The 22,345-nt window shown below is 67.9% G+C and carries 34 protein-coding genes; 16 read left to right on the top strand and 18 right to left on the bottom strand.

What is annotated here, in order from left to right:
• From F4561_RS12995 to F4561_RS12925, 16 genes are all read left to right on the top strand, one after another.
• Complete coding sequence (locus F4561_RS12995) at nucleotides 1-384, top strand: HK97 gp10 family phage protein (RefSeq protein WP_184578674.1); 384 nt, start codon at nucleotides 1-3, stop codon at nucleotides 382-384.
• Between the two features lie 9 nt (nucleotides 385-393).
• On the top strand, nucleotides 394-651 hold the full coding sequence (locus tag F4561_RS12990) for a hypothetical protein (RefSeq protein ID WP_184578671.1): 258 nt from the start codon (nucleotides 394-396) through the stop codon (nucleotides 649-651).
• A complete protein-coding gene (locus tag F4561_RS12985) occupies nucleotides 648-938 on the top strand; it encodes a hypothetical protein (protein WP_184578668.1) in 291 nt (96 codons plus the stop codon). Before F4561_RS12990 ends, F4561_RS12985 begins: the two co-directional genes overlap by 4 nt.
• A gap of 9 nt (nucleotides 939-947) precedes the next feature.
• Nucleotides 948-1,379 carry a hypothetical protein gene (locus tag F4561_RS12980; protein WP_184578666.1) on the top strand — a complete coding sequence of 144 codons (432 nt, stop codon included), beginning with the start codon at nucleotides 948-950 and terminating at the stop codon, nucleotides 1,377-1,379.
• 80 nt (nucleotides 1,380-1,459) lie between these two features.
• Complete coding sequence (locus F4561_RS12975; protein WP_184578663.1) at nucleotides 1,460-2,278, top strand: Ig-like domain-containing protein; 819 nt, start codon at nucleotides 1,460-1,462, stop codon at nucleotides 2,276-2,278.
• Nucleotides 2,279-2,359: 81 nt separating this feature from the next.
• Complete coding sequence (locus tag F4561_RS12970; RefSeq protein WP_184578660.1) at nucleotides 2,360-2,734, top strand: hypothetical protein; 375 nt, start codon at nucleotides 2,360-2,362, stop codon at nucleotides 2,732-2,734.
• Between the two features lie 122 nt (nucleotides 2,735-2,856).
• Nucleotides 2,857-3,240 carry a hypothetical protein gene (locus F4561_RS12965; RefSeq protein WP_184578657.1) on the top strand — a complete coding sequence of 128 codons (384 nt, stop codon included), beginning with the start codon at nucleotides 2,857-2,859 and terminating at the stop codon, nucleotides 3,238-3,240.
• Nucleotides 3,241-3,255: 15 nt separating this feature from the next.
• Nucleotides 3,256-6,738 (top strand): C40 family peptidase, encoded by a 3,483-nt coding sequence (locus tag F4561_RS12960; RefSeq protein WP_184578653.1) that lies wholly within the window; start codon nucleotides 3,256-3,258, stop codon nucleotides 6,736-6,738.
• On the top strand, nucleotides 6,731-7,612 hold the full coding sequence (locus tag F4561_RS12955; protein WP_184578649.1) for a phage tail family protein: 882 nt from the start codon (nucleotides 6,731-6,733) through the stop codon (nucleotides 7,610-7,612). The genes F4561_RS12960 and F4561_RS12955 overlap by 8 nt, the downstream gene beginning before the upstream one ends.
• Nucleotides 7,613-7,624: 12 nt before the next feature.
• The gene (locus F4561_RS12950; RefSeq protein ID WP_184578646.1) at nucleotides 7,625-8,635 is read left to right on the top strand and encodes a hypothetical protein; all 1,011 of its coding nucleotides are present in this window, start codon (nucleotides 7,625-7,627) and stop codon (nucleotides 8,633-8,635) included.
• Complete coding sequence (locus tag F4561_RS12945; RefSeq protein WP_184578644.1) at nucleotides 8,632-9,876, top strand: hypothetical protein; 1,245 nt, start codon at nucleotides 8,632-8,634, stop codon at nucleotides 9,874-9,876. Before F4561_RS12950 ends, F4561_RS12945 begins: the two co-directional genes overlap by 4 nt.
• The gene (locus F4561_RS12940; RefSeq protein ID WP_184578641.1) at nucleotides 9,876-11,507 is read left to right on the top strand and encodes a hypothetical protein; all 1,632 of its coding nucleotides are present in this window, start codon (nucleotides 9,876-9,878) and stop codon (nucleotides 11,505-11,507) included. The genes F4561_RS12945 and F4561_RS12940 overlap by 1 nt, the downstream gene beginning before the upstream one ends.
• A complete protein-coding gene (locus F4561_RS33295; RefSeq protein WP_281384092.1) occupies nucleotides 11,504-11,629 on the top strand; it encodes a hypothetical protein in 126 nt (41 codons plus the stop codon). The genes F4561_RS12940 and F4561_RS33295 overlap by 4 nt, the downstream gene beginning before the upstream one ends.
• An 8-nt stretch (nucleotides 11,630-11,637) precedes the next feature.
• Nucleotides 11,638-11,883: a hypothetical protein gene (locus tag F4561_RS12935; protein WP_184578638.1), complete on the top strand. Its 246-nt coding sequence runs from the start codon at nucleotides 11,638-11,640 to the stop codon at nucleotides 11,881-11,883.
• A 55-nt stretch (nucleotides 11,884-11,938) separates the two neighbouring features.
• Entirely contained in the window at nucleotides 11,939-12,925 is a 987-nt protein-coding gene (locus F4561_RS12930; protein ID WP_184578634.1) for a peptidoglycan recognition protein family protein, read from the top strand.
• A 60-nt stretch (nucleotides 12,926-12,985) separates the two neighbouring features.
• Nucleotides 12,986-13,228, top strand: a complete 243-nt coding sequence (locus F4561_RS12925) for a hypothetical protein (protein WP_184578631.1) — start codon at nucleotides 12,986-12,988, stop codon at nucleotides 13,226-13,228.
• 64 nt (nucleotides 13,229-13,292) lie between these two features.
• On the opposite strand, the gene F4561_RS12920 is transcribed toward F4561_RS12925, so the two are convergent.
• The 18 genes from F4561_RS12920 to F4561_RS12835 all read right to left on the bottom strand — a co-directional run bounded on the left by F4561_RS12920 (nucleotide 13,293) and on the right by F4561_RS12835 (nucleotide 22,267).
• Nucleotides 13,293-13,916 (bottom strand): HNH endonuclease family protein, encoded by a 624-nt coding sequence (locus tag F4561_RS12920; protein WP_184578628.1) that lies wholly within the window; start codon nucleotides 13,914-13,916, stop codon nucleotides 13,293-13,295.
• Between the two features lie 36 nt (nucleotides 13,917-13,952).
• Nucleotides 13,953-14,750, bottom strand: a complete 798-nt coding sequence (locus F4561_RS12915) for a hypothetical protein (protein ID WP_184578625.1) — start codon at nucleotides 14,748-14,750, stop codon at nucleotides 13,953-13,955.
• 106 nt (nucleotides 14,751-14,856) lie between these two features.
• Nucleotides 14,857-15,405 (bottom strand): hypothetical protein, encoded by a 549-nt coding sequence (locus F4561_RS12910; RefSeq protein ID WP_184578621.1) that lies wholly within the window; start codon nucleotides 15,403-15,405, stop codon nucleotides 14,857-14,859.
• A gap of 32 nt (nucleotides 15,406-15,437) precedes the next feature.
• Nucleotides 15,438-16,097: a putative phage head morphogenesis protein gene (locus tag F4561_RS12905; protein ID WP_184578618.1), complete on the bottom strand. Its 660-nt coding sequence runs from the start codon at nucleotides 16,095-16,097 to the stop codon at nucleotides 15,438-15,440.
• Nucleotides 16,094-16,309, bottom strand: coding sequence for a hypothetical protein (locus tag F4561_RS12900; protein WP_184578615.1), 216 nt, complete (start codon nucleotides 16,307-16,309; stop codon nucleotides 16,094-16,096). The genes F4561_RS12905 and F4561_RS12900 overlap by 4 nt, the downstream gene beginning before the upstream one ends.
• Entirely contained in the window at nucleotides 16,306-17,022 is a 717-nt protein-coding gene (locus F4561_RS12895; RefSeq protein ID WP_184578612.1) for a hypothetical protein, read from the bottom strand. Before F4561_RS12895 ends, F4561_RS12900 begins: the two co-directional genes overlap by 4 nt.
• Entirely contained in the window at nucleotides 17,015-17,263 is a 249-nt protein-coding gene (locus F4561_RS12890) for a hypothetical protein (RefSeq protein WP_184578609.1), read from the bottom strand. The genes F4561_RS12895 and F4561_RS12890 overlap by 8 nt, the downstream gene beginning before the upstream one ends.
• Nucleotides 17,264-17,274: 11 nt before the next feature.
• Nucleotides 17,275-17,499, bottom strand: coding sequence for a hypothetical protein (locus tag F4561_RS12885; protein ID WP_184578605.1), 225 nt, complete (start codon nucleotides 17,497-17,499; stop codon nucleotides 17,275-17,277).
• A gap of 53 nt (nucleotides 17,500-17,552) precedes the next feature.
• Complete coding sequence (locus tag F4561_RS12880) at nucleotides 17,553-18,020, bottom strand: hypothetical protein (protein ID WP_184578602.1); 468 nt, start codon at nucleotides 18,018-18,020, stop codon at nucleotides 17,553-17,555.
• 29 nt (nucleotides 18,021-18,049) lie between these two features.
• Entirely contained in the window at nucleotides 18,050-18,589 is a 540-nt protein-coding gene (locus F4561_RS12875) for a 3'-5' exoribonuclease domain-containing protein (RefSeq protein WP_184578600.1), read from the bottom strand.
• Between the two features lie 35 nt (nucleotides 18,590-18,624).
• Nucleotides 18,625-19,188, bottom strand: coding sequence for a hypothetical protein (locus F4561_RS12870; RefSeq protein WP_184578597.1), 564 nt, complete (start codon nucleotides 19,186-19,188; stop codon nucleotides 18,625-18,627).
• Nucleotides 19,189-19,311: 123 nt separating this feature from the next.
• Nucleotides 19,312-19,788, bottom strand: coding sequence for a single-stranded DNA-binding protein (locus tag F4561_RS12865; protein WP_184578594.1), 477 nt, complete (start codon nucleotides 19,786-19,788; stop codon nucleotides 19,312-19,314).
• Nucleotides 19,789-19,906: 118 nt separating this feature from the next.
• Nucleotides 19,907-20,272 (bottom strand): DUF2493 domain-containing protein, encoded by a 366-nt coding sequence (locus tag F4561_RS12860; protein WP_184578591.1) that lies wholly within the window; start codon nucleotides 20,270-20,272, stop codon nucleotides 19,907-19,909.
• Complete coding sequence (locus tag F4561_RS12855; RefSeq protein ID WP_184578589.1) at nucleotides 20,269-20,634, bottom strand: hypothetical protein; 366 nt, start codon at nucleotides 20,632-20,634, stop codon at nucleotides 20,269-20,271. Before F4561_RS12855 ends, F4561_RS12860 begins: the two co-directional genes overlap by 4 nt.
• On the bottom strand, nucleotides 20,631-21,026 hold the full coding sequence (locus F4561_RS12850) for an HNH endonuclease (protein ID WP_184578585.1): 396 nt from the start codon (nucleotides 21,024-21,026) through the stop codon (nucleotides 20,631-20,633). The genes F4561_RS12855 and F4561_RS12850 overlap by 4 nt, the downstream gene beginning before the upstream one ends.
• Nucleotides 21,023-21,310 (bottom strand): hypothetical protein, encoded by a 288-nt coding sequence (locus F4561_RS12845; protein ID WP_184578582.1) that lies wholly within the window; start codon nucleotides 21,308-21,310, stop codon nucleotides 21,023-21,025. The genes F4561_RS12850 and F4561_RS12845 overlap by 4 nt, the downstream gene beginning before the upstream one ends.
• 163 nt (nucleotides 21,311-21,473) lie before the next feature.
• On the bottom strand, nucleotides 21,474-22,025 hold the full coding sequence (locus tag F4561_RS12840) for a hypothetical protein (RefSeq protein WP_184578578.1): 552 nt from the start codon (nucleotides 22,023-22,025) through the stop codon (nucleotides 21,474-21,476).
• Nucleotides 22,022-22,267, bottom strand: a complete 246-nt coding sequence (locus F4561_RS12835) for a hypothetical protein (protein WP_184578575.1) — start codon at nucleotides 22,265-22,267, stop codon at nucleotides 22,022-22,024. Before F4561_RS12835 ends, F4561_RS12840 begins: the two co-directional genes overlap by 4 nt.
• Nucleotides 22,268-22,345: the final 78 nt, after the last annotated feature.

The raw sequence follows: 22,345 nt of genomic DNA, 5'->3' as shown, positions 1-22,345 counted from the left end.
ATGCGCATCACCAAGGTCGACATCCACCACCGCACCATCAGCGGTCTCGGTTCGCACCCGCCTGTGGACCGCGACCTACGACGTAGAGCCCACCGGGTGCGTGGGGCTGGGGAGGCCACCGCACCACGCGACACAAACGCCTACGCGGGCTCCATCCATGTGGAGCGGCTGGAGCCCCACGGGTACCGCATCATCGCGGACGTGGACCACGCCCGCTACGTGGAGTGGGACACGTCGCCGCATGAGATCCGGCCCCGCACCGCCCAGGCCCTGTACTGGCCTGGTGCTGCTCACCCGGTGGCCAGGGTGCAGCATCCGGGCACCACGGGCCAGCACACCATGTCCCGCGCGTTGTCGCAGGCGCACGGGCGCACACACGTTTAGGAGACAGCAATGCCGTATGTGAAGGCCACCAACCGGCACGTCAGCGACGACGGCAAGAAGCGCGCCCCGGGCGACGTGTACAGCGTGTCCTCAGCGGAGGCGACCCGGCGAGGCAAAGACGGGCAGGTCAAGCGCGTCAAGGTCGAGCCCGTAGAGACCAAGCAGGCGACGCCCGCCAGCAAGCCCAAGCCCGCCCCCTCTCCGGCGTCGGCCAAGGTCGAACCCAAGAGCGATTCCAAGTCTGAGGGCAAGGACGACAAGGCGTGAAAGCCGAAGAGGCCCAACCGTCCACACCATCCGTGATCCGGGTGGAACGCTCCGGCGAACGCCTGCGCATCCTCGTCGACGGTGAGCCGCTGCCGTGCGAGGTCGACGCCAACGGCGTTACCACCGTCGTCAGCGTGCACCACTCCCCCGGCATCACCATCACCATCCCCGCGGACCGGGTGGAGGTCGTGGACTCGCTGTCCGGCCCGGTCGATGAGGACCGCAAGACCCGGGCCAGGACTCATCTGAATTCGCTGAGCCCACCCGGTTCCCGCAAGCGCGGTTAGGGGGCGGCCGTGCAAGCTCCGGTGTTCGGCGACGCGGAGCTGGTGCTGATCACGTGGCTGCGTGACCACCTCGGCGGCCAGGTGGAGCACGTGTGCAGTGAGCTGCCCGGTCCCGATGAGTACGCGGGACTGCTTCCCATCGTGCACGTCACCCGGCTCCCGTCTCCGCCGATGGCCAACCCCTACGCGCTCGACCGGGCGCGCATGGCTGTGACCGTGCACGTGCCCTCACAGGCGGCCGGTGACCCCGGACGGCCCGGCGCAACCGCCCTGGCCTCAACCGTCGGCGCGGCCGTGCAGACCATGCGGGGCCGCACGGTGGACGGCATCACGGTGTCCACGGTGCGCGACCAGACCGGACCCGAAATCCAAGGAAGCGACAACGAGGACGTAGTGACCGCGGGTTTCACCTGCGTACTGCTGCTACGCCCCCAGACATAAGACCTGCGCATGACCACCGACCCCGGGGAGCCCTCGGGTCTTTTTCGTGCCCGGGTGCCGGGCTGTCTTGAAGGAGTGACATGGCCGACAACCCGGATGCCTTGCGCGTCGCAGTAGATGGAGGCAAGTGCTACATCGCCGACGTCGGATCGACCGTCCCTAGCGGCTTGGAAGCCTTCGGTGGAGAGTGGCGCGACCTCGGACTGATCTCCGACGAAGGCGTCAACGAAGCCTACGAGGAGGAGAGGTCCGAGCGCCGCCCGTGGGGCTACAAGAGCGCGGTCAGGACCGATGTCACCGCGGCCACCAAGACGTTCTCCATGACCGCGTGGGAAACCAACGTGTGGACCCGCGCGCTCTACGACAACGTGTTGTTCGAGGACATCGAAGAGCTGGCCGACGGCGTCATCCACTTCCCGGTCAAAAGGCCAACGGGCAAGCGCGAATTCATGCTCGCCATCGACAGCTTTGATGGCACCAACCACATCCGCACCATCGTGCCGAAAGCGGAGATCACCGAGCGCGGCGAGCAGGTCAACAGCGCGGAAGAGGTCATCGGCTACAACTTCACGTGGACGGCCTACGAACTGTCGGACCAGACCATGTTCGACCGGTACGTGTTGGCCAGCGGTGTCTGGTTGCCCGTGGACACCCTGGAGATCTCCGGTGGCGCCACGGTGGTCGTGGAAGCCACCGAGCAGCTCACCGCTGATGCGCATTACTTCGACGACACCGACACCGACGTGTCCAGCGATGCGGACTGGGAGTCCGACGACGAAGAGGTTGCCACGGTGGACTCCGCGGGCGAGGTGACGGGCGTGTCCGCGGGTGACGCGGTGATCACGGCGACGTACCGGGGCCTGTCGGCGACCCATGACATTGAGGTGACGGCCGCCTGATGAGCGGCGGCCGGGGTGTGCGCGCAGGTCCGCCCCGGCCGCTCACCAATTGGCCTGCGTGACCTGCGCAAAGGAGCAACTATGACCCAGAAGAAGGCCACGTCCCCTAAGGCCGCGCCCAAGCCTGTCGAGCCCGCCCAGGGCGCCATCGACGTGGGCGGACTCCCCGACTTTCAGCACGCCCAGGTGTCCGAGGCGTTGGCGGAAGAGCGCACCTTCGCCACGCGCGACGGGTCCGAGTTCACCTTCAAGCCCCAAGAGGACTGGTCGTACCGATGTGAGCAGGCTGCGGCCCGCGGCGACATCCCCACGTGGGCGCGCGGGGCGTTGAAGGACCCCGGCCAGGCGGACGATCTCCTCGATGCGCCCGGCCGTGACGTGGGCAGGATCTTGCAATTCTTCATTGACCAGTCTGGGGTGAGCCGGGGGGAAGGCAGCAGCTCCTCCGAGTCCTAGAGGAGCACCCGCGCGAGGTTGAGCTGGACCTCCTCGACCGCGGTGTCGATGTCCTCGACTACTACCGGGGCGAGATCTCCACCCGCCGCATGGCCCTGCTGGTGGTGCATGACATCTCTCGGATGCCGCGCACCCGCGCCGCGGTGGCGGGGTTGGATCCGGGGCGCCCGTGGGACGAGACCAACGGGCAGTTGGCGTTGCTGGATACCCGGATACAGGCGGTGCACGGGCTGCTGTGGGTCGGGCTCCGCCTCAAAGGAAAGGCCCCGAAGGTACAGCCGTACCCGGTTCCGGAGGTCAAGAAGGCGGCGGAGCCGAAGAAGCGGAGCGAGAAGCCCAAGGTCAACGAGCGCCATAAGGCATACCTCGACCGATTCAGTCCCGGCAAGGCCCCGCCCGCCGCTCCGCCGGCCCGGCGCAAGCCGAAGGACCGGCCACCCGGACGTCCGGGCATGGCCGAGCGGCACCGCGCCTACCTCGACAGGTTCGCACCACCCAAACACTGAGCGAGGGGGTGTGTGATGCCCTCCGCCGGTAGCGTGCACGTCGACGTCCTGCCCGACCTCAAACGGTTCGGGCCGCAACTCCGCTCCCAGTTGACCCAGATCGGCAAGCGCGCCGGCAGGGACAGCGGCAACGCCTCCGGTGGCGAGTTCGCGAAACGCTGGGCGGCCAAGGTCAACGCCATCCCCGACCCGGAGATCACGGTCACGGCGAACACCGGTGTGGCCATGACCAACCTGGCCGCCGTGTCCGCCGCAGCTGATCGGTTGGACGGCCGCACGGTCACGATCGACGTCAAAACGCGCGGCGCCCGCGGGGCACGCGCGGACATGACCGCCGCAGGCCGCAGCGGAGGCCAAGGCGGCTCCGGCGGCGGCCGTGGGCAGCAGCGCCCGTTCACAGACATGTCCCCCGCCGCCTCGCTGGCGGCGTGGACTGTGGGCCCGGCCGCTGTGCCCTCGGTGGCCGCTCTCACCGGCGCGTTGGGGGCGCTCGCGTCCGGGTTCGGCGCCGCCACTGCCGGAGGTGTGGCCTTCGGTGCGGCCGTGGTTCCCGCACTGACGGATGTCGCTGAGGTCACCGAGCTACAGAAGCAGGCAGCCAAAGGCGGGGCAGAGGCCACCGCGGAATACCAGGAAGCCCTAGCCGGGCTCACCCCGGCCGCCCGCAACACCGTCACCGCGTGGGGAAGCCTCACGTCGGCCTATGACGAGTGGCAGCGGTCCCTACAGAGCGACACGCTGCCCGTGGTCACCCGCGGAATCGGGCTGCTGGAGTCGCAGCTCCCGTCGCTGACGCCGATCGTGCGCAGCTCAGCGCGCGGTTTCGATTCGCTGTTGGACTCCTCCGAGGCCGCCCTGAATGGCCCGCATTGGGGGCGGTTCACGAGCTTCGCCGCACGCCAAGCCGAGCCGTCCATCGGCATCCTCGGCCGCAGTGTCGGCAACCTCGCCGTCGGCTTCACCGGCTTGCTCGTGTCCTTCGAACCCCTCTGGGCTGTCATGGGTCCGGGCATGGAGGACCTCACCAGGCGGTTCGCCGCGTGGTCCAACGAGTCGAGCAATTTCACCGGCTTCATTTCCTGGGTGATCTCCGAAGGTCCGACGTTCGTCGGCGCATTCACCGCCATCGCGGGCGCCGCCATCGACGTCGGTGTGGCCCTGGCCCCATTGGGCACTGTGTACGCCCAAGGGCTCACGGTCCTCGCCCAGGCCATCTCCGCGGTCGCCGAAGAAGCCCCCTGGCTGATCCAAGCCGCCGTCGCGGCCGGAACCCTACGCATGGCCCTGAGCCTCCTCGGTCGAGTCCACACCGGGCTCATCCAGCCGCTGAACAACGCCTCCACGCGCGTCAGTACGTTGACGACCCGGATGCGCACCGCCGCCACCGCGGGCATCACCATGCGCGGCGCCCTGTCCGGGGTCTCCGGTGTCCTGGGTGGGCCGTGGGGTATCGCCCTGGCTGCGGCCACGGTGGGCCTGGGCCTCTACATCTCCAAGAAACAGCAGGCCACGGCGAAAACCCAGGAGTACACCGACGCCATCAAGGCCGACTCGGGTGCTCTGTCAGAGAACACGCGCCAGGTCGCCATCAAGGCCCTCGAAGACGAGAACGCCCTCGAATCCGCCGAGATGCTCGGCCTGTCCATGAAGGACGTCACCGACGCCGCTCTGGGCCAGTCCGGGGCGATGTCCGACCTCAACGACACCCTGCGTGAGCGTCAGGCCGAGCTGAACGAGCAGGAAGCCAGCGGCGAAATCACGCTGGAGCAGTACCGCAAACAGACAGCCGCGATCGAGAACCTTCGCGAGTCTGTGACCAGCGAAAACACTGCCATCAGTGAGTCGGTGGCGGCGCACGAACGCCAGCAAGAGGCAGCAGGCGCCACCACCGAGCAGCAGAACCAGCTCAACAATGCCATGGCCGGCGGCGCCTACCAGGCGCGGGACTTCAAGACCGCGCTGGACAGCCTCACCGGGTCCAACATTTCCGCTGTTGAGGCAGAGATTGCCTACGAGGCGGCGGTTGACCGGGCTACCGAGGCAGTGCGACAGAACGGTCACGCCACCGACCTAGGCACCGAGGCCGGCCGCAAGAACCGCGACACCTTGGTGCAGTTGTCGGACGCCAGCAGAGACCACCTTGCGGAGATGAAGGCGAACGAAGAAGGCTCGTTTGCGCTGCGAAAAGAGCAGGAAAAGCAGCGCAAGAAGTTCGTCCAGGTCGCCCGCCAGATGGGCTACACCAAGAAGGAAGCCCAGGATCTCGCAGACGAATACCTCGGTATTCCCGATGAGATCAACACCGCCCTGGAGGTCAACGCTTCAGGGTCCTGGAAGACGCTCGAAAACGCCAGCCCGGGCCACATCCAGGGCTACGCCACCGGTGGGCCGGTGTTTGGTGCGGGAACCGCCACCTCGGACTCGATCCCGGCGATGCTCTCCGATGGGGAGTTCGTGCAGCCCACAGGAGTAGTCGACTACTACGGGCCCGGATTCATGGAGGCGTTGCGGCACCGCGCCATCCCCCGCGAGGCGCTGCCCGGCTACGCCACGGGTGGCACGGTCACCACCCGCGGGCAGGGCTCCACACCGTGGGACCGGATCGACGATCACCGGCTGGACACGCTCCGCGAGCACAAGGCCATGGTCGACCGCCTCACCACGCTGCTCGGCGACCACATGGGCGAGCAGTGGGCCAAGGCCATGAAAGGCCCACAGGGTGTGGTGCGGCTGGCCGAGGCCAGCATCGGCAAGTACCCGGAAAGCGGTGGGAACAACACGAACGACATCACCCGCTGGTACGGCATGTCCGGGGCGCCGTGGTGCGCGATGTTCATTAGCTGGTTGTTCGCCCAGGCCGGGGCATCCAAGGCGCTCAAGGGTGCGAGTCGCACCGCATGGACAGGCGATTACTACACCTCCGGTATGCGCCGGGCGGGCAACCCCATGCCGGGTGACGTCGCGGTATACGGAACGAGGCACGTCAACCTCGTTGCGTCCATGGGCGGCGGCAAGCGCATCGGCGGCAACCAGAGCAACAACGTCACGTCGGGTGGCGGATACGGCGGGGGCAGTATTTTCCGGCCCGACTGGGGGGCGGTCGGGTTCGCCAAGGGCGGGCTCGCCGACGTCATGGACCAGGACCGCCGCGAGGACGACCGGCGCCAACTGGGGTCGAACGTCCAGTTGCTGCGGGGTATCGCTGGGCTCGCGGGCGGCGGTACCGCTTCCGGGTGGACCGTGGTCGGCGAGGAAGGCCCCGAACTGGCGAGGTTCGACGACCCGGCCCGGATCTACTCCAATCAGGAGTCAGCCCGCATGGTGGCGGAGTCCCGCCGCGCCGGTTCCCAAGCGGCCGGCGGCGACGGGGCGTCCTCGCCGCTGATCGGTGAGTACCACCAGCACTTCGAGGACGGCGAATCAGCCGTGCGCCAGGCAATGGGCGAACTCACCCACACGCTGCGCGTGGTCAGCAAGGGAGGGCTCTACAGTGGCTGACCTCCTAGAAGACCAATGGGAGATCGACGGTCTCGTTATCGGCCGGGGCCGTCCGGTCGCGGTCGAGGGCTACGACCTCGGAGAGGTGGACGCCCGCACGAACGATGTGAAGACGCCCGGCGGCGACGGCACAGTGTTCGGCTACGACTACCACGACGGGCGCACCATCACCCTGGAAGTGTTCACCGACGAGGTCGACGCGGCTACCTCGCGGACAGCGTGGCGCTCCCTGGAATCCCTCTGGCGGCAGCGCACCCTGCGGTACACGCCCCGTGAGGTCCTGCCGCTACGAACCCGGCTCGCCGGAGACGACACCGTGGTCGCCTACGGGAGGCCCCGCAAACTCACCCCAACCTCGCTGCGTGGCCTCGCCGATGGGGTCGTCGCCGCGGTCGCGACCTTCGACACCGCCCACGCAGGGTTCTACGGCGACACCGAGCACCTCAGGACACTGACGCTGCTCCCCGACACCTCCGGCGGGCTCACCCTGCCGGAGGTGCTGCCCGCCACCCTGGCCAACATCGGCAACTCCAACGCCGACCAGATCACCAACAGCGGCGACGTTGAATCCTGGCCGGTCATCACGTTCCACGGGCCGATCGCCAACCCGGAGATCACCTGGGTTGGCACGAACACCAGCATTCGACTGGTCGCCACAGTGCCCTCCGACCGGTCGGTGACGATCGACCCCCGGCCGTGGGTCCGCTCCATCCTTCGCTCCGATGGCGCCTCGTTGGCCGGGGCCAAGCGCGGCGTCCGGTTGGAGGATTTGCGGCTACCGCCCGGCGTGACCGAGGTGGCGTTTCGCGGCCAGGACGCCACTGGCACCAGCTCATGCGTCATTCGCTGGCGCGATGGCCTCTCAACTCCATAAAAGGGGGACTCTGTGACGTGGCAGAAGGTGCACGCCGTCGATGGTGGCACTATCGCCGGGCCGATCCTGCGGCTGCAGAACCAGTCGAACACCCGCTCCGGTGAAGGCATCGTTGAGGCCGGGGACCTGCTGGTGCGTGAACTGGAGGTGCCTGGCACGAGCGTGCGTATCGCCGCTGGTGCGTGCAACATCGTCGGCCGCGAGGTGTCCTGGCAGGGCACCTACTACGGGTACAACATCGGCGAGGACACGGTGGCAATCACCGCAACGGATTCCGGTGGCGGACGTTCCGACCTGGTGGTGGCCCGTGCGGAGGATCCCACCATTTCCGGGTCGCCATGGGGGCATGACCCGGCCACCGACACGCTGATCTACACCCGCGTCATTGCGGGCGTGGATCCGGGGACGACCGAGCTGCCCCCCGGGGAGGGGTCAGCGATCGTGCTGGCCCGTATCGACATCCCGGTATCCACCGCCACCATCACCCAGGACATGATTACTGACCTGCGGCAGATGGCCCAACCGCGCCGTGAACGCATCCTGCGTGTGCAGGACGGTGGTGTGCATGACGGCACCGAGTGGGACCGGGCGGGCAACATCACCGACAACTACGAGCGCTGGCCACAAGGGGATTGGGTCGCGACGATCCCGTCGTGGGCCACCCAGTTGCAGGTGCTGGCCGCGTGGAACAACGTGTTCCTGGAACCGACCGGAGGCACGGACGGAACGGATGACGCCCGCGGCACCGTGAAGATCTTCATCACCGACGGCACCAACTCGATCGAAACGTCCCCGTCGGCCTACAACAAGAACCAGGTCAGCGGCACCAACGGCTACCGCACTGACCTTTCCAACGCCGACCAGATCGACGTGCCCGAAGCGTTGCGCGGCGTCACCGTGGACATCCGGATGTACGCCAAGGGCACCTCCGGGCAGGACGGGCGGCTGGTCGCCGACGACTTCGCGGTGTTCCACGTCGACGTTGAAGCGCTGGAGCTGCCCGCACCTGAGGCGACGGTATGACCTGGACGTATCACGCCATGAGGGCCACCACGCGGCAGTGGCTGCACCGTGAGCTCCCCCTGTCCGATGTGCGCCTGTCCCCGGCGCTGTCCGGCCCCTACAGCTTGAAAGCGCGCATCGAACCGGAGTATGGCGACCTGATCGGTGACGACGGGGAACTCGTGTTGAGCGAGTGGGGGACCCTGGTCTTCGCTGAAGCGTCCGGGCAAATCCGTGGCGGGGGCATTGTCACCGACACCAAGATCGTCGGGCAGGAGTTGGATCTGACGATTGATGGGTTCACCGCCTACCCCGCGGACATGCCGATCACTTCGACGTTGACGTGGGGCGGCAAAACGGAGGGCACCACCGGCGCCGGGGTGGACCCTTTCGACGTGGTGCGCGCCATGTGGGACCACCTGCAGGCGCAGCCGGACGGCGACCTCGGGGTGACCTACACGCAGAACAGCACCCCCTACCGGCTGGGAGCTTGGCACAACGCCAGACGGCTGGACGAAGATGGCGAGCTGGACGACGACCCGAAAGCGGTCCAAGACCCGCCGATCCCGATCGACAAGGTGTGGGACTCCAAGAAGGGCAAGAAACCCACGGCCGCCCAAGGCAAGGACGTCTACTGGCGCTACCGGTTGCCGTGGTGGGACGCGATCGACGTCAGCCAGAAGATCAACGAACTCGCCAAGCAGGTCCCATTCGACTGGCGTGAGCACTACGCCTGGGCGGACTCCTCCAAGGAAGACGTCGTCATGGAGTTGCACCTCGGCTACCCACGCCTCGGTAAGCGCCAGAGCAACCTCACCTTCGTTGAGGGGGAGAACGTCACCGGCCTGGTCCCCATCAATCGCGACGGGAGTGACTACTACAACACCGTCTATGGTTTCGGCTCCGGCGAGGGGTCCAAGCAGTTGCGTCAGTCGGTGTCTCACCGCGACGGCCGACTGCGGCGGGTGAAGGTTGAGGGCCGCCCGGAGGTGTCCAACAAGGCGGCGTTGAGGGCGATCGCCCAGGATGAGTTGCTGCGCACTCTCCATCTGGCCGACATCACACAGTTCGTCGTGGTCGACCACCCCAACGCGTCTATTGGGAGTTTCGACGTGGGTGATGACGTGCTGGTGGAGAACCGGCGCGGCTGGCAGCCCACGCGCCTGTGGGTCAGGATCACCGGGTTCGACTATCAGCCTGAGACTGGCGAGATCACCGTTAAGTGCTCCCGGTCCGACCGTTTCCGCTATGGGGGTGCGTGATGAGCCTGGACCCGGAGACGTATGCGGCGATCCGTGAGATGGGCCAGGAACTTGTCAGGCAGCGCCGGGAGATCGACGCTTTGCGCCGCGCCCAACGCGGCCCTCAGTTGGCGTACTCGTCGCTGGAGTCGGGCCAGAACGTTGAGGTCCGCGACGACGACGGTGCGGTGCGCGCCCGGATCGGGTGGCAGCCTGACGGGACCGCTGGCCTTGTCACTGAGGGCGGGGACGCTCCCCCGGCGCCCACGGCACCCGTTGTGGAGCCGTCTATGGGCGGGTTGCGGGTCACGTGGGACGGGCTCATGGCCAACGATGTGGCCAAACCCGCCGATTTGGGGTTCGTGCAGGTCCACGTGTCCACCGTCAGCGGCTTCGTCCCGGACGCGTCGACCCGGGCCGGCAGCATCCCCCGCGAGGGCGGCATCCAACCCGTCACACCCCTGCCCTACGAACCGCACTATGTGCGCCTGGTCGGCGTCACCACCGGCGGCGTAGAGGGCGACCCTTCCACCGAGGCGTCCGCCACCCCCGTACAGGTCGACGGCCCCGACCTGGTCGCGAACTCCGTGACCACCGCCCACATCCAGGCCGGCGCCATCGAAGCCGACCAGTTGGCCGCGCTGGTCGTCCTCGCCTCACGGCTGGTCGCCGGAAACGACACCGGTGCCAGGGTCGAACTCAACGAGAACGGATTCCGCGCCTACAACAGCTCCGAAGAACTCACCGTGTCCATCGACGCCGACGACGGCAGTGCAGTGTTCACCGGCACCATCACCGGCTCCAATATCACCGGCTCCGACTTCCTCCTCGGAGACCTGTCCGGAACATACGTCCACATCTACACCGACGCTGGAACCGGCTACATCGAGGCCACCAGCGACTCCGGATCGTCCGTGTACGTAGAGAGCACCAGCGCCCACGCCAACCTCTACCTGATGCCCCCGGATGAGGCCGGCGAGGACTGGAATCCGGCGCTAATGCGCGCCGACGTGAATTCCGGGCAGCCCAACCTTGTCGTCCACTCCCCTAGAGACTCCGCGGTTGGCTCTCCAATTTCGCGTATCTCCCTGCACGGAAGCAGCGCGGCCTCTGCGGTCACGTCGGCGCTTTTCTCTGCTGATTTCATGCAGTTCAGCCGGTCGAATCAGAGCAGTGAATCCGACGCTGTCCTGGAGATCAACGAGGACGCGACGCTTTTCTCTGAGCGCCACCAGCCCGTGCGCACGGACATGGATTCCGAGCCGGGATTCGCCACGGCAGGCAGTTTCGTCGACTTCAGTTCTGGTGAGATGCCGCCTATCCCGTTTCGCACGTCTCGGTCAGGTTACACGCGGGTGACGATCACCGCTGCTGGTCACAACGACAACAGTGATGCGTCCTCGATCGCGTTGGGTTTCAGCCTGTCGGGATCGTCGTCGGTGTCCGCCAATTTGGCCAGGGCGTGGTACGCCCAGTCACTCGGGGCGGGGAACACGAATGACACGCACAATTCACGGGTGATTCATCTGCAGCTCGACGGGGATGAGGATTATACGCTCACCCCAGCGTGGCGCATTAGCTCCGGGGATGACACCACGTCGGAATTCAATCTCGCATTCGAGAACTCAATTGTTGTGGAGCCGCTGCCATGACCGAGCAACCCATTCCCCCGGAGCATCCGGAACCCCCGGATCCACCGGCGTGCGGGAAGGCGCTGGACTATGACGCGCTGGATGCTGAGCGCCTGGCGAAATACGGCCCCCCGGACGAATGAGGTGACCGTTGAGTGATACCGACAGAGAGAGGCCATACGCCGTGATTACGCTGACCGACGTTTACGGGCAGCAGCGGGAAATGAGCGGCCAGCTCACTACGGCTGTCACTCAGCTCTCCACGGCGCAGGCCCGCTTGGATGACCATGAGAAGCGCATGCGGGCGTTGGAGGCGTGGCGCTATGCGCTTCCCGCGTCGGCGTTGTCGGCGGTGGTCGCGGCTGTGGCTGCGCTCATTTCCGCGTTCGTCGGCTGAATTCTTCTTATCGGGCCCGCCGTGGCGGGCTTTTTTCATGCCCTGGGAGGCACCTATGCCCCGACCTGATCGGCTCGTGTGGCGCTCCGACCTCGGATGGCCTTCGTCCAGCCCGGCCGCCTACGCCAACCCCCGCTCCGGACTGGTGATCCACTACGACTCCAGCAATCAGAACCTCGCCAACCGCCCACACAGCGCGTGCGTGGACTACTGGAATTGGTGCCGAGACTTCCACGTCAACGGCAACGGGTGGGCCGACGTGGGTTATAGCTGGATGGCCTGTGCTCACGGCTACGTCATGGAGGGGCGCGGGCTGTACCGCGCCCAGGCCGCACAGCCGGGCGGGAACACGACTTACTACTCGTGCACGCTCGCGTGCGGCCCTTCTGATGAGATCACCGGCGCCCAGATCGAGGCGGTGCGCCAACTGCGTTCCTGGCTCATGGAGCCTGACACCAGCATCTCCGGGACCGTGAAGGGCCACCGCGACTTCAACAGCACCTCGTGCCCCGGCGACGCCGCCTACCGGCTGGTGAGCAACGGCACTTTCAGGCAGCAACCATCCGGGCTTACCCCCACTGAGGAGGACAACGACGTGCCGACCTACGTCAGCATCGAAAAGACCGACAACTCCCGCAAGGAAGAGCTGCAGAGCGGCGAGTGGCACCAGGTGTACTTCGACGCCAACAACTCCGGGGGCGCCGACAATCATCACGGCGACGGGGATTACCCCAGCCTCGTGAAGGGAGCGGCGGACTACACCGGCTACGTGTCCCTGCGCCTGACCGACGTGCCCAAGGGTGTGGAGTGCCAGGCCCGCATGGTCGAGGTGCACAACGACGGCGAGTCCTGGGTGGTGGTCGAGCGCGACGCCCCGGTGGAGTTCGAGGGCACCAACGGGGACACGTTCGTCACGATCCCGGCCGCGGGCTTCGTCAATGACGACCGGCGCCTGCGGGTCGAGGTCGTGCACTACGCCGACCAGGACGTGACCCCGCGCGTGATCGCCGGCAAGGTCCGCTTGCAGGTGTGGGAGCGCTGAGCGCTTTCAGAACCCCTTTCGCCCCGGTGTTCGCCGGGGTTTTCCCATGTCAGGAGCACTATGTACGCGTCAATCGTCCGCACCGTCGTACCCGTGATCGTGGGCATCCTCATCGCCCAGGCCGCCCGTGTCGGGCTGGACCTTCCGGAGTCCGCGGTCACGGAGATCGTGACCGTGGTCGTGACCGCTGCCTACTACGCGGTAGCGCGCGTGGTGGAGGAGCACGTCTCGCCCGTTGTGGGCCGGCTGATGCTGTCGGCTGGGCTGTCTGGTGAGAAGCCGGAGTACCGCAAGGCCGCATGACGCCGTTCGCGCTCTGGCGCCCCGTCTCCTTTGGGAGGCGGGGCGCTTTTCGTGTGTCCGGGGGTCAGCAGCCGGCGGCCATGGCCTCCAGCGCGTCAACCTCGGCCTGGTCGGCGGTCAGCTCATAGTCGAGTTTGACGGTGACCCATTGCTCCGCGTACTCGCACTCGCGGGTCTGCGGGGTCCACGCGGTGGGGTCGTTGTCGGACTTCTCGTGGCGGTTCACGCTGGACGTCATCACGGAAAGGTTCGCGGGATCTCCGCCGAACGCGTCCAGCTCGGTCTCGCCCCAGCTATGGGCGCCGGACCGCCACGCTTCGGCGCGCGCCACAGTCTCATCGATGTCGACGTCGACGTCGTCGGCGCTGGTGTGGCAGACGTCGTCGTATCGGCTGTAATAGCCGTCGCAGTCGTCGAACTCGGACTGGTTCTGGCTCAGTTGGGCGTCGCGGTCGTAGTCGCCGAACGCGTCCCGGTCGTAGCTGTCTTCGTCGGTCTCGGGGGCGACGTCGAGCTGGTCAATGCTCTCGCCGAGGTTCCCGCCGCCGTCCCCCTCGGGGACGTTTTCCTGCTCCTGAGGGGTTTCGACCTCGGGGGGCTCTTGCTGGGCCTGGTCGGACGCGGCTTCCGGCGTGCCGCACCCGGAGAGCAGCACGACAGACAGGGCGATGGTGGCGAGTGAGCGCATAGAGGGGTCCTTCGTGGGGGATGGGGAGATCTCTGGTCACGACGCCTTCTTCTCCCCTTTGGCGGCGGTGTCCAGGATGTCACCGAGCCGGTACTTACGCGGGCGTTTTTCGCGAACTGGTTCGAGGCGCCCCATTTCGTCGAGCTTGCGTATCCACCGGTCGGTGATGCTGTGCCCCAGCGCCCGCGCGGCGAGTGCCCCTTCGGTGGCGGTCACTTCGCGATCGGGGGCTTGTTCGACTGCTTGGCGGGCCATGGTCATGCGGCGGCCTTCGGGGTCGTCGATCTCTCCGTCGCACCCGTCGCGGCGGCACCTCGCGGTGGCGTGGCCGTCGGGCGCGTAGATCTGCTGCCCGCAGGAGGGGCAGGGTCCGGCGTAGACGCGTTCGGGGGGCCGGTCGGTGGCGCGGCGGGCCTGGTGTACGGCGGCGAGGATTTCGTCGACGCACTCGGCGCCGTAGGGGGCGTGGCGGATGGTCTCCGCGTGGCCCTCAAGCCAGGTCGCCATGGCGGGCAGGGTGTCGGCCGGCGCGGTAGTGGGGTGGTCTTCGAGGAGCACGCGAACCCATGTCACGAGGGTGTTCCGCAGCACGGTCGCGGCCTCACTGGCGTGCATGTCGATCAACAAGGGCGCCTCGGACGGGCGCACACGGCCTCCGCCGCCTTGGGGGAACACGTGCTGTTTGGCTATGGCGATGTCCAGGTCCTCAGCGAGCCCATGCAGGTGGTCATCGCCCACCACTTCCCGCAGCGCGGCCTTGAGTGTTCCTGTGCACGGGGCGCATACGGCCGCCTGGTCCCCCATCGGGCTCGCGCAGATGTTGCAGTGCACCATGTCCCCCTATGTGACCGGTTATGCTGGTGTGACCTGCCGGGGGGTTGTGGTTCTGCCGCATGGTGGGGTAGGGGGGTCCGTGCTGGGGGGCGCGGGCTCCCGCTTTTTATGCTGGGGTCGTTTCCTCGTCGCCTGGCCCACGGTCCTCGGCTTTCATTAGCCGCCACACCTCACGACGTGCCCGCCTATGAGCAATAGTCCAACGGGGCAGTTGCAACATGTCGGTCGTCCACACGGCGGGGCCAGTGAGTTGTTCTGCGACCTCCGCGTGCCATTTCTGCGAGACCGCAGAGCCACGTACCAGACCGGAAAACCAGGCCACCACGCTGATCGTCTCTGTCCTGTCGGTGAAGTACAGCAGCGGGAGTTGTTCTTCGATGCGATGCGCGAGGGTTTCGAGGTCGCTCCTGGCGTCTCTGAGTGTCCGTTGGATTTCGGGCCACGTCTCAGGCGATGACACCTCGTTGTGTCGGAGCATTGCGAGCTTCGCGGAGATGTGGACGCACGACTTGAGTACTTCGAATCTGCCTTGGTGGGCGGCGAGGATGCGTTCCTTGCGGGCTTCGAGCCGGGGTTTCGCGATCCACTCGATTAGGAGTGTGACGACACCGGCGACGGCAGCGGGCAGGGCCATTGAGGTGAGGACGTCGTTCATGTCGCCTTTTCGTCTGAGGTGTGGAGTCCTGCTTATGTGCGCACGACCCTAGGGCGGCACCGACAGTTCGGGTGCGCTGGTGGGAGCCCCTGGAACCCGGCCCATAGCTTCGGGATTCCGGGGCCGCGCGGCGGGGCGAACGCCTGCCCTGGCCGAACCCGGCGGCCGTGCATGGTGGCGCACACGATGCACGCGTGCCCGTCCTGTCGGGTCACCCACTGCAGGCCCAACCCCAACCACCGGGCGTACATCAGGGTGCCCGCGCTGGCGGCTTGGTGGATCTTGGTGACCGCGAGCCGGTACAGCCGGCGGCGGACGCGTTCCAACTCCGCAGCCTTGTCCTCGGCAGCATCAACCCGCCCGGCGGCGTCCAGCAGCACCATCTCCACATCGGTATCCACGGGCGACGGCAACCGCTGCTCCGTGAGCTGACGATCCCTCGGCCTGCGACGGTTCGACCCCGACAGGGCGATACTGGCGCCGATCCCGAGCGCGGTCTGCACAGGCGCCAGAACCGCGGCAGTGATCGCACCGGAGAGACCAAGCAACGCCACCCCAGTAATCCCAGCGGCGGCCACCCCGGCGAGGGCTTCGTCGATCCGGTCCTGCGCCTGCTGCTCAGCGGCATCGAGGCGTTGCGCGGGCGTGGGGCCGTTGGTGGCTGGTGGTGCGGGTGCGAGTGGTGTCGTCACTGGCCCTCCTCTGTGAGTTCGCGGCCAGCCCTAGTGAGCCAGGGCAGGTGGGGCGCTACGCCGCATTCGGTGCGCCCTGCGCGCACCTCTCGCTCGAATGCGGCGAGCACGACCTTTTCCGGGTAGGTGGCGCATAGGTGGCCGTAGGCGGACATGCCGTGGTCGCGGATCGCGGCGAGGACGGTCCGGGTGTCGAGGTCGGCGCGTTTCACTGCTGCTCCTCGGCGAGTTGGTGGGCGCGAGTCAGGGCAGACTCCCGGTCGCGGTAGTCCTCGGTGAGTAGCGACGGGTCGACGGTCGGAGGGGCCTCGGGGTCCGGCCAGGACACCTGGTAGCCCTCGCCGTGGTCGCGGCGCTCAACGCGCACCTCGCCCTGTGTCCACCAGAAGCCGTAGGCGTGCTCCAGGTCAGCGCGGGCCTCTTCCAGTTCCGCATGGAGTCCGGCGATCCGTGCATTGAGCGCGATCAGTTCGTCGGTGACCAGGCTGCCGAGGTGGCCACGGATGCCATGGACAAGGAGTAGCGGGGCGGGGGCCTCTTGTCCGTAGGTCTGCGCGAACCAGTGGCGCACGCCTTGTTCGACCTGCTCGACTAGGGCTGATCGGTCGCGGACCGTGGCCCGTACCCGGTTGGCGATGTGGGCGGCGTCGTCCTTGAGTGCTTTCCAGTCGCCGGTGCAGTTGCGGCCGGCGGCGTCGGGGTGCAGCTCCACCAGCGCGGCGTGGATGGCTTCGGTGATCGGGTCGTCATGGTGGTGACCCGCAGCGCGTGCGGTGTTGACTGCGGCCACGATTTCCGCGGCGAGTTCCGGGGTGTCGACGCGGCCGACGTCGGTGCCGGACTTGGAGTTGGGTGGTTGGTTGGTGGGGTGTTCCCAGAGGTTGCGTGGGGCGTGGTGTCCTTGGCGTAGGCGGTAGTCACTCATGGCTGGGCTCCTCTCCGGTGAGGGTGTAGGCGATGGTGTAGGCGGTGCGCAGCAGCCACGCCTGGTGGCCGGGCGGGGCCTCTCCGGCCCGCATCAGGGGGGCCACGATGTCGGCGGTGGTGGCGGCGCCGCGGAGTAGTGGGATGACGGCGCGCCACCGCGCGTCGGGGTCGTTGCGGGCGACCGTGATCGCGCGGGTGAGAACCGTGTCGGGTTCCTCTGGTGGTGTTGGGCGGGTCAAGGGGCGCGGGTTCACTGGGCACCCCCGGCCTCGGGTCCGGCCGCATTGAGCACCTGGTAGATCCAGTCGGCGTCGGACTCGGCGACGTGGGCGTGGCCGGAGCGCTCCACGATGATCTGTAGCGGCTGATCGTCCCCGTCGCGGAGGTCGCGGACATGGGCGAGCCAGGGTTGGGTGCCGCGCCAGGGTGGGGTGTGGCCGTCGGGGCAGTGCGGGCACGGGGTCGGGTTGCGCATATGTGCTCCTTCGGGGTCGAGGGCCGGGGGCGGTGTGCCCCCGGCCGGGAGGGTCAGGCGTCAGCGGGCTCCGGCGCAGTGCCGTCCTCTACGGGCTCGGGCTGCCACACGTCGTGGTCGCGCTTGGTCACGCGAACCATCTCCAGTAGCCGTTCAGCCATGAACCGGCACAACTTCGGGGAGTGCTCGACCGGGTAGGGCGTGGAGTTGTCGATGGCGTGCGCCATCTCCTCGGTGGTGACGGCCTCACCACCGGGACCGTGCGCGGGCTCGTAGGTCCGGTCGAACACGTCCGGTTTGATCGGGTAAAACGTGTCGGGCATGGAGTCGGGTACCACCCAGTCGCCAGGGCGCGCGGGCGCCGGGTCGCCGTGGGCCGTAGTGAGAATCAGGTGGTCCGGGTTGGCCTCGGTGGGCCCGTAGATCCCGGCGGTGCCGAACGCTTCCCAGATGTCGCGGACGTTGTCGCCGGTGAACTGGATGGCGTCGATGGTGATCGGCTTCTTGCGGTAGCGCTGCATTGGGTTTCCTTTCGGGTTGGTGTTGCGGGTCAGGCTCGTGCGGTGAGGTGTTCGGCCATCGCCTTCAAATGGCGGGCGTCGGCCAGCGCGTTGTGCGCCCCGGACTCCTGCTCGGGCAACTGGGGGTCGCCCAACCGGGCGGCTTCCTGCTTCAGGTCGCAGGTGAACATGGGAAACCCGCTGGGGAGGTCGACCATCCGGCCGAACAACTGGCTGAGCACGACGTGGTCGTAACTCGCGTACCAGGCCCATAGCTGCACGTCCGGGGTGGTGCGGACGAACTCGTGCACCATGCGGGCGATCTGAGCGCGGGGCCGCACATCAGGGTGATCAACGTCCAGCCGGGGGTGGCCCCCGTCGCGCACGCCGGGAGTGGGCTGTACCTGGGGTAGGTGCGGCCACACGTGCTTGCCCAGGAACGGGTGGGTGCGCACGGCGTGCTGGTCGAACTCGCTGGAGACGGCGTGCAGCTCGGTGCCGTCCTCGCGGACCATGCCGATGCTGATGAACTCGATCGGGTAGTTCGGGCCGCGTTCGAGGAATTCGGTGTCGTAGTAGATGCGGGCCATGTGGCTCTCCGGTCTATGCGGGTTGGTGTTGCGGGTCAGGCGGCCGGGAAGTCGCGAGCCTTGATCTTGGCCATGCGGCCGTCGGGGTGATGGAAGACGATGCCCTCCCAGTCCCGGGCGGCGAGCCAATCGCGGAGCCCGTCGTAGTCGCGCGGCACGGTCTCGGTGTCGAGGCGGTCGTCCAGCAGCATCCAGCCGTGCCGGTGGAGCAGGTGGGCGGAGAACCCTTCGGGGTTGCCGTTGATCTTGGGGCCGACCAACTCGTAGGTGCCGGGCTGCTGGTACCCGCCGTGGTTGAGGGCTTCGGCGTGGAACTTCGCGAAGCTCGACTGTTCGAGGGGTTCCCAGCCGGCGGTCTTTCCGGTGGTGTCGTCGTGCTCTTCTGTGACGAATCCGGGCGGCGGGGTCTTGTCTTCCTTGACCTCGCGGCGCGCCCACCACTGGCTGTGCTCGTCGAGCTTCATGCACACGCCGTCCCATTTGCGGGTCGGGGTGCCTTCCCCAGCTAGAACCCATTCGCAGCCGGGGGTGACCTCGCGGGTGACGTGCCGGGGGTTGTTGTCGAAGTCCCGGACGAACACGGTGGGAATCTTCTTCATCGCGGCTTTCCGTTCTATGCGGGTTTGAGATGGTTTGTGCGGGGTTGAAATATCGGGGGGTCCATAGGGTCGGGGGAACACGTGTTCGCCCGGCAGCGTGCGGCTCACGCCCGCCCACGGGCATCAGAACGGCGCGGCGTCCCCGCTGCCGCCGAACCCGGCGCCTCCTCCGGCCCATGGGTCGCCGTCGCCCGGCTGCCCGGTGCCGCCCTGCTGGCCGTAACCGCCCCGCTGCTGGGACTGGCCGTTGCCGCCCTGGCGCGGGGGCCGGATCGTCGGCCCGATGCTGTCGAGCCGCATCTCCACCACGCTGCGTTTGTTGCCGTCCTGGTCCTCCCAAGAGTTCGTCCTCAACCGACCACTGACGAGCACCTCTTGGCCGGTGGTCAGGTTCGCCTCCGCGATCGCCTCCGCATGAGGGCCGAACGCGGTCGCGTTGATGAACAGCTCGTCGGACTTCTCCCAATCGCCGGTGTCCTGGTTCTTGCGGTTGGCGTTCGCGGCCAGCCGCAGCCGCATGACAGCGGCCCCGGACTGGCCGAACTTCATTTCGGGTTCCGCGCAGAGGCGGAACGTGTGGTTGACGACGGGCAGAGCCATGTCAGGTCTCCTTCTCGGTGGTGGTGCGGTCAGGAATGGTTGGTCGTCCAGATGATGGCCACGCTGAGGACCAGGCCGAGGGCGGTGCCAGCGATGGCGACAAGCAGGGTCATGAGGGTCATGAGAGTCCTTCCATGTGGTGTTCGGTGACGCGCCGCACGGGGATGCCGGCGGCCTGAGCGCGCCGGGTCATGTCGGCAGTGCCTTTGCCGCCGGGGAACGCGATCAGGATGTCCGCGCCCAGCGACACCATCGCGGCGTTGCGGATCGGGCCGGCCGCCCGTCCGTGCTGCTTCCAGTCCGCGGGATGCTCCTCCACGGGCCAGCCGAGTACGTGTGTGGCGACCTGGGCGGCCGTGCGGTCGGCACCCGAGGCGGCGCCGTGCACGAGGATCGGCGGTGGGGTGGCGTCATAGGTGGCGAGCACGTCGCGGATGGCTTGGTGGGCGATGTAGCTCCGGCCGCCGGTGACGATGATCCTCATGGGGTGACCCCGTCCTCGCGCGGCCGGAGGTGCGTCACGCCCGCCTCGCATTCCTCCGCCCAATCGCAGGCGGCCAGCAGCGCGACTGCGATCCGACGCGCATCGGGCACCGCGAGCGCCACCCAGTCGCCCGGGAGGGTGGCCGTCGAGATCTGTTCGCACTCCGGGAGCTGCCACTGGATGAGCCCACCGTCGGTGTCGCTGGCGCGGACTCTCCACACGGCGGGGCGGGGCAGGGTTTCGCTGATCTCCCATTCGGGGCCGTTGTCGGTGCGGCGGGTGGGTGCGGGGCGGTCGACGGTTTCGACGTCGGCGAGGAGGCCCCGCAGGTCGTTTCTGAGCTTGGCTACCTGTTCGTTCACGGGGCCACCTCCGCGGGGTCGAGTTCGGCGTGGACGGTGATGCCGCCGTGGTGGTCGAGGCGGACCCACGCCGCGCCGTGGTACAGCAGCGGCACGTCCGCGGGGTCGAGGTTGGCGAGCTTGGTGATGAGGTAGCCGGTGCGCTGGGCGTCCCGCCGGTGGGACTCGACGGCGAGGTGGCACCCTTCGGGGGAGGTTGCCGAGCCGCACAGCAGGAGCAGGTTCGCCGGGGAGTTGATCTCCGGCCGCTTGCTGCCACCGGAACCGCGCGGCACCCGGTGGTGCAGGCTCCACTCCCGCGTGATCAGGAGCCCGCACCGGGCGCACTGGCCGCCGTCGCGGTCCGACACCAGCGCGCGGACGGTCGGGGTCGGCCCCGTGCGGCGGGTCACCGGCCCTCCCCCGGCAGGTCGAACAGCGGATCGTGGGTGGTTTCGATCTCCAGCCGCTCCATCAGCCGCGTCTCGGCTGTCCGGGCGTCAGTGGGGCACAGCGCCCGGTCGCCGGTGACCATCCACCCCTCGGATTCCAGGTAGCTACGCACGCCGGCACTCAGGTGGGGTTGGGTGAACAGGGCTTCCCCGTCGGCGTCGGCGATCGCGGGGTCGGGGGACGGCAGGACGGTTTCGCACTGGTCGCATGCGAGGGCGTAGAACGTGCGCGGGTGCCAACTCATCGGGAGGCTCCTTCCGTGGTGGCCCATGGGGTGCGGGCGGCGCACGCCCGGTGGCGGACCGTCCCAGCGGGGACCGGACGCCGGCACCCGGCACATGTCAGGGATCGGGGCGTGGGGCGGGTTGTGGGCACCGGCAGCACGTGCCGGGCGTCAACGAGCGGGATCACCGGGCACCCCCGGGTTGCTCGCTGGGTTGCTCAGTGAGCCGCCCCCCGGTCCCGTCGCAGGCGCCGCACACGTCGCAGTGGGCGCCGCCCCGCAGGTCGAGCCATCCGACCTCGCCAGTCCCGCCGCAGGGGTCGCATGCCACCAGCGCCACCCGCGCCGGATGCGGCCCCAGCAACAGCGGCCCGTGCGTGGCGTCCTCCGGCGGCGGGTAGTCGGCGGCGCGGACGACCATGGCCCCGCCGGGCGGCACTACGCCCTCGTCGCACAGGCAGCTCGGCGGGTGGTCCCATCGCCGTGTGATCATCGGCGCCTCGACCACTCCGATGTCGTTCTGGTCGTAGCGGGGGTGCGCGGGTCCGGGCTCGGCCTGGTAGACGCGCTTGGTTTCGCCTGCGGCCTCGATCTCCTGCTCGTCCAGTTCGCCGACCTGTCCGCGCTCCCATTCGCGGAAGGCGGGGTCCGACCAGTGGAGATCCTCAGAGCGGCGCAGGGCGGCGTCGATGGTGGACAGGGTGGTGGCAGCCTCGCGGCTCACATCGGACTTCACCGGTCGCTCCCCTCTGCGGTTGGGCGCTGGCGAAGCTTCCGGTCCAGCTCCATGTCCGCCCATGCCTCCCGCACGCCCTGATACACAGCCCAGGTTTCAGCGCCGACGTGGCAGGTGGATTCGTCGCGGGGCAGGAAGTCGGCGTTGCAGCCATAGCCGCATTCCTGGCAGCCACGCCCGTCGCAGTTGGGGTTGGGGCAGGTGGTTTCGTAGAGCGGGGTGCCGCATTCGGGGCAGTCCATGTGGTCCTCCGTGGGTTGTGGTTTCCTGGGGGTGCGGACCGGCCCGGTAGCAGCGGGCCGGTCCGTCCTCATGTGCGG

Origin of the sequence: Lipingzhangella halophila (assembly GCF_014203805.1) — a bacterium.
GTDB classification, from domain to species: domain Bacteria; phylum Actinomycetota; class Actinomycetes; order Streptosporangiales; family Streptosporangiaceae; genus Lipingzhangella; species Lipingzhangella halophila.
This window is presented reverse-complemented; position numbering and strand designations above follow the sequence as displayed.